At 66.7% G+C, this 5186-nt stretch carries 8 protein-coding genes; all 8 read right to left on the bottom strand.

The features are described from left to right. Positions 1–71: 71 nt before the first annotated feature. Positions 72–833, bottom strand: a complete 762-nt coding sequence (fliR, locus tag AC1DXV_RS30910; protein WP_477937285.1) for a flagellar biosynthetic protein FliR — start codon at positions 831–833, stop codon at positions 72–74. A 28-nt stretch (positions 834–861) separates the two neighbouring features. After that, a complete protein-coding gene (fliQ, locus tag AC1DXV_RS30905) occupies positions 862–1131 on the bottom strand; it encodes a flagellar biosynthesis protein FliQ (RefSeq protein WP_477869565.1) in 270 nt (89 codons plus the stop codon). A gap of 19 nt (positions 1132–1150) precedes the next feature. Beyond that, the gene (gene fliP / locus AC1DXV_RS30900; protein ID WP_477869569.1) at positions 1151–1909 is read right to left on the bottom strand and encodes a flagellar type III secretion system pore protein FliP; all 759 of its coding nucleotides are present in this window, start codon (positions 1907–1909) and stop codon (positions 1151–1153) included. A gap of 22 nt (positions 1910–1931) precedes the next feature. After that, entirely contained in the window at positions 1932–2285 is a 354-nt protein-coding gene (locus AC1DXV_RS30895; protein WP_477869563.1) for a FliO/MopB family protein, read from the bottom strand. A gap of 3 nt (positions 2286–2288) precedes the next feature. Next, the gene (gene fliN, locus AC1DXV_RS30890) at positions 2289–2687 is read right to left on the bottom strand and encodes a flagellar motor switch protein FliN (protein WP_369820469.1); all 399 of its coding nucleotides are present in this window, start codon (positions 2685–2687) and stop codon (positions 2289–2291) included. Between the two features lie 28 nt (positions 2688–2715). Next, on the bottom strand, positions 2716–3720 hold the full coding sequence (gene fliM, locus AC1DXV_RS30885; protein WP_047500482.1) for a flagellar motor switch protein FliM: 1005 nt from the start codon (positions 3718–3720) through the stop codon (positions 2716–2718). Positions 3721–3754: 34 nt separating this feature from the next. Then, a complete protein-coding gene (locus AC1DXV_RS30880) occupies positions 3755–4360 on the bottom strand; it encodes a flagellar basal body-associated FliL family protein (RefSeq protein ID WP_477937283.1) in 606 nt (201 codons plus the stop codon). 196 nt (positions 4361–4556) lie between these two features. Continuing rightward, positions 4557–5186, bottom strand: a 630-nt coding sequence (locus tag AC1DXV_RS30875; RefSeq protein WP_477937281.1) for a flagellar hook-length control protein FliK, incomplete at its 5' end; no start/stop codon positions are given.

The raw sequence follows: 5186 nt of genomic DNA, 5'->3' as shown, positions 1-5186 counted from the left end.
GTAGTGAAAGCCTTCCGCACGCTCGATGACTACCTCCGCAAGACAACGCAGGAAGCCATTGCGACGAACCGCTACTGAAACCTGCTCAACATCTGCTCCAGTGCCATCGTGAACGGCGCCTGCATCATCGGCAGCGTCAGCAGCACGCCCACCAGGCCGACGCCGAGCGTGATCGGGAAACCGACCGCGAAGATGTTCATCTGCTGGGCGATGCGCGAGATCACGCCCATCACCAGGTTCACGAACAGCAGCATCGTGACCATCGGCAGTGCGATCCACAGCCCGAGCTTGAAGACCTCGGCACCCCACAACTGCGGCTGCAGCACCCGCAGGAAGCTGAACGGCTCGGCGCTGACAGGAAAGGCCTGGAAGCTCTGCACCATCGCCGCGATCATCAGCAGGTGGCCGTTGATGATGATGAACAGCCAGCCGACGATGATGCCGAAGAAGCGGCCCACCGCGTTGCCCTCGGCACCGCTCATCGGGTCGAAGAAGCCGGCGAAGTTCAGCCCCATCTGCAACCCGACCAGCTCGCCGGCGAACTCGATCGCGGCGAACACGATGCGCGCCGAGAAGCCCAGCGTGATGCCGATCAGCACCTGCTGCAGCACCACCGCGTAGAGCATCGGCGAATCGAGCGGGATCACCGGCATCGCCGGCAGCGAGGCCTGCGCGCTGATCGTGATCAGGAACGCCAGGCCGACCCGCACCCGCACCGGCACGTTCTTCTGCGACAGCAGCGGCGCGCTGCTGAACAGCGCCAGCACGCGGATGAACGGCCACAGCAGCGGGGTCAGCCAGGCGGCGAGTTGGGCGTCGGTGAAGGTGAGCATGATTGCCCAGGGCGAACGGCTTGTGGCGTCAGCCCACCACCGTCGGGATCGCGGTCAGCGTGCGCTGCACGTACTCGACCAGCGTGGTCAGCATCCACGGCCCGGCGAACATCAGCACCGCCACCGCCGCGACGATCTTCGGCACGAACGACAGCGTCTGCTCGTGGATCTGCGTGGCCGCCTGGAAGATGCTGACCAGCAGGCCCACGCCCAGCACCACCAGCAGCACCGGCGCCGACACCATCAGCAGCAGGTACAGGCCCTGCTGGCCCAGCGTGAAGACTTGTTGGGAATCCATCGGAATCTCTTCAGTGAGTTCAGGTCGAGAAGCTGGCGGCCAGCGAGCCCAGCAACAGGTTCCAGCCATCGGCCAGCACGAACAGCATCAGCTTGAACGGCAGCGCCACCAGCACCGGGCTCAGCATCATCATCCCCAGGCTCATCAGCACGCTCGCGACGATCATGTCGATCACCAGGAACGGGATGAAGATCAGGAAGCCGATCTGGAACGCGCTCTTCAACTCGCTCGTCACGAAGGCCGGCACCAGCACCTTGAACGGCACGTCGGCGGCCTTCACCGCGGCATCCACCTTCGCGAGCTTCGAGAACAGCATCAGGTCGGCCTGGCGCGTCTGCTTCAGCATGAAGGCGCGCATCGGCACCTCGCCGCGCTTCAGCGCCTCGTCGAAGGCGATCTTGTTCTCCGAATACGGCTGGTAGGCATCGGCGTAGACCTTGTCCAGCGTCGGGCTCATCACGAAGAAGGTCAGGAACAGGCTCAGCCCGACGATCACCTGGTTCGGCGGCGCCGATTGCGTGCCCATCGCCTGGCGCAGCAGGCTCAGCACGATCACGATGCGGGTGAAGCCCGTCATCATCAGCAGCACCGCCGGCAGGAACGACAGCGCGGTGAAGAACAGCAGCGTCTGGATCGGCACCGAGTAGCTGGTACCGCCCGCCCCCTGCCCCACCAGCAGCGGCAGCGCGGCACCACCGCCCGGCGCAGCCTGCGCTAAAGCCGCTGCAGGAACGGCCGACAACACCGTCAAGGCAGCGATCGTGCCGATGCGGCGCACGAGGGCCAAAGAAAAGAAACGATCAGCGTTCACCGGTCGACCCCTGGTCACGGCGCAGGCGAGAAAGAATCTGCGCGAAAGCGGGATGCACGGCCGGCATCTGCGGCGGTGCCGCTTCGGCCTGCGGCGCCATGTTGTGCAGCACGGTGATGCTCTGCGGCGTGACGCCCAGCACCAGCCAGCGCCGCTGCTCGCCCTGCCCCACCTCGACGGTGACCAGGCGCTGGTTCGACGACAGCGGCAGCGCAGCCACGCTGCGCATCACCCCCAGCCCGCCGGCACCGCCCATCGGTGTGCGCTTGAGCAGCCACAGGGCCACCGGGATCATCGCGATGATCGCGACGAACCACATGAACGACGTGATCGCAGGCGACATCGCTCAGGCACCCTTGCTCAGGCGGCGCATGCGCTCGCTGGGCGTCACGATGTCGGTCAGCCGGATGCCGAACTTGTCGTTCACCACCACCACCTCGCCCTGCGCGATCAGGTAGCCGTTGACCAGCACGTCCATCGGCTCGCCGGCCAGTGCGTCGAGCTCGACCACCGAGCCCTGCGCCAGCTGCAGGATGTGCTTGATCGGGATCCGCGTGCGCCCCAGCTCCACGGTGAGCTGCACCGGGATGTCCAGGATCATGTTGATGTCGTTCGGCGCCGACGGCCCCGCGCCCGACGCGAAGTTCGTGAACGCCACCGGCGACACCTGCTCGGCCGCGTTCTGCACCTCGGAGGCGGTCTCGGGCTTGGTCTCGGCGAGTGCGGCGGCCCACTCGGCGGCCATCGCGTCCTCTTCGGACGGCGCTGCGTTGTCAGCTGACATTGTTTTCCCCCAACCAGCTCATCGACGAGCCGGTCAACAGTTGATCGATCTTCAAGGCGTACTTGCCGTTGGAGGTTCCGTAGTGGCAGTCGAACACCGGCACGCCCGACACCTTGGCCTGGATGCCGGCCTGCAGGTCGAGCTCGATGAAATCGCCGGGCTTGAACGACAGCAGTTGCTCCACGGTGGCCGGGGCCTGCGCGAGCTCGGCCACCAGCTCGACCTCGGCCGACTGGATCTGCTGCTTCAGCAGGTTGACCCAGCGCTTGTCCGGCTCGTTGCTGTCGCCCTGGATGGTCGAATACAGCACGTCGCGGATCGGCTCCAGCGTCGAGTACGGGATGCAGAAATGGATGGTGCCGGTGGTGTCGCCGATCTCCAGCGTGAAGCTGGTGGCCACGACGATCTCGCTCGGCGTCGCGATGTTGGCGAACTGCGGCTGCATCTCCGAGCGCTGGTATTCCAGCTCGAGCGGGTAGATGCCGTGCCAGGCCTTCTTGTATTCCTCGGTCACCACGTCGACCAGGCGCGTGATGATGCGCTGCTCGGTCGGCGAGAAATCGCGGCCCTCGATGCGGGTGTGGAACTTGCCCGCGCCGCCGAACAGCGAATCGATCACCGCGAACACCAGCGTCGGGTCGCACACCACCAGGCCGCTGCCGCGCAGCGGGCGCACCGAGACGATGTTGAAGTTGGTCGGCACCACGATCTCGCGCAGGAAGGCGCTGTACTTCTGCACCTTGATGCCGCCGATCGAGATCTCCGGGCTCTTGCGGATGAAGTTGAACAGCCCGATGCGGATGTTGCGCGCGAAGCGCTCGTTGATGATCTCCATCGTGGGCATGCGCCCACGGACGATCCGCTCCTGGCTGGCAATGTCGTAATTGCGGATGCTGCCGTGCTGGACCTCTTCCTCTTCCAGCTTCTGGCTTTCCCCGGTGATGCCCTGCAACAGCGCATCGACTTCGTCTTGCGAGAGGATCTGCTGGTTCATGGGGTGGGCCTGGTGGTGACGAGCGGATGCGGCGTCACTGGATGATGAAGGTGGAGTAGTGCACGTGCGTGACCGGGTTGTGCACCGCGGCCTTGCGCTTCTTCTTGCCCTTCTTGCCCTTGGACGCGTCGTCGTCCGCGTCGTCGGCGTCGACCTCGATGCCCAGCGGCAGCACCGCTTCGCGCATCACGTCCCTGGCGAGCTGGATCTTGCCGTCGCCGTCCAGCAGCTGCTGCGAGGTCTTGTGCGACATCACCATCAGGATGCCGCTGCGGATCGCCGGCATGTAGACCTTCAGCTGCTCGGCGAACTTCGGGTCGTCGACCTCGAGCGTGACGCCGATCTGCGCGAAGCGCTCGGCATCCTTGTCGGCCAGGTTGACGACGAACACCTCGAGCGGCACGAAGGTCGGGACCGTCTTGTGCTCGTCCTTGGCATGCTTCTCGGGCGCGGCGGCACCGGCGTCGTCGCCGTCTTCTTCCTCGGCGGCCGCGGCGGCCGCGGCGGCCTTCTTCTTCATCACCACGACGGCGCCGCCACCGCCCAGCACCAGCGCGAGCACGGCGGCCACGATGATGATCAGCTTCTTCTTGCCCTTCGGGGCTGCACCGGCAGGAGCGTCGGCGACGGCAGTGGACATGGACATTTCCCTCGTTGGAGCCCGTTCGGCAGCGCCACGACGGCGCCGCACTCACGGGTTGCAATGGGGAAATTATGGAAAACGGGCGGAAATCCTAAAGCGCGAAAAGCGGGGGAAAAGGAGGCCGTTCGGTCGTTCGTAGCCCGGATGGCAATCCGGGAACGCATGGCACGGCCGACCCGGATTGRCATCCGGGCTACGCGTAGAGATCGAGCCCACCGGCCGAGACGCGGGCGGTGCTGCGGCGCGGGGCGGCCGCTTCCGCCGCCTCGACGCCGCCGATGCTGCGCGAGCGCGAACCGCCCTCGCCGCGGCCCTGGCCGCCGTCCGGCGAGCCCTGGCGGGCCTGCTGCGAGACGCCGCCGCCGGTCAGCGTGAAGCCGGCATCGCGCAGCGCGGACGCCAGCTCCGGCAGCCCGCTCTCGATGAGCTGGCGGGTGCTGGCCATGTCGGCGCCGAAATCGACCTGCGCCTGGCTGCCGTCGATCGCGATCTGCACCGAGATCGGCCCCATCTCGGCCGGGTTCAGGTGCAATTCGGCCTGCTGCACGCCGTCGGCGGCCAGCACGCTGACCTGCACGCCCAGCGATTGCGTGAATTCCGGCGCATCCACCGGGGTCGGCAGGTGGACGACCGTCGGGGCTTCCGCCGGCGCGCTCGGCGCCGTGGCAGCCAGGCCAGCGGCCAGCAGCGCAGCGCTGGCCGGCGCGGCATCGGTGCGCGCGCCATCCGATGCGCCGTGCACCTGGGCCGCGACCTCGCGGAACGACGTGATTTTCTCGGCCGCCTCGGCCAGCAGCTTCGCCGCCGGTGCATCGGCCCCGGT

The organism is Rhizobacter sp. P3_C12 (genome assembly GCF_056402735.1).
Note: the sequence above shows the minus strand (reverse complement) of the source record. Positions and strands in the feature narration are given on the sequence as shown.

What these genes read in the sequence shown, in the direction of transcription:
- fliR (WP_477937285.1), bottom strand. Translation starts at nt 833, where the DNA reads ATGCTCACCTTCACCGACGCCCAACTCGCCGCCTGGCTGACCCCGCTG.
- fliQ (WP_477869565.1), bottom strand. Translation starts at nt 1,131, where the DNA reads ATGGATTCCCAACAAGTCTTCACGCTGGGCCAGCAGGGCCTGTACCTG.
- AC1DXV_RS30895 (WP_477869563.1), bottom strand. Translation starts at nt 2,285, where the DNA reads ATGTCGCCTGCGATCACGTCGTTCATGTGGTTCGTCGCGATCATCGCG.
- fliN (WP_369820469.1), bottom strand. Translation starts at nt 2,687, where the DNA reads ATGGCCGCCGAGTGGGCCGCCGCACTCGCCGAGACCAAGCCCGAGACC.
- fliM (WP_047500482.1), bottom strand. Translation starts at nt 3,720, where the DNA reads ATGAACCAGCAGATCCTCTCGCAAGACGAAGTCGATGCGCTGTTGCAG.
- AC1DXV_RS30880 (WP_477937283.1), bottom strand. Translation starts at nt 4,360, where the DNA reads ATGTCCACTGCCGTCGCCGACGCTCCTGCCGGTGCAGCCCCGAAGGGC.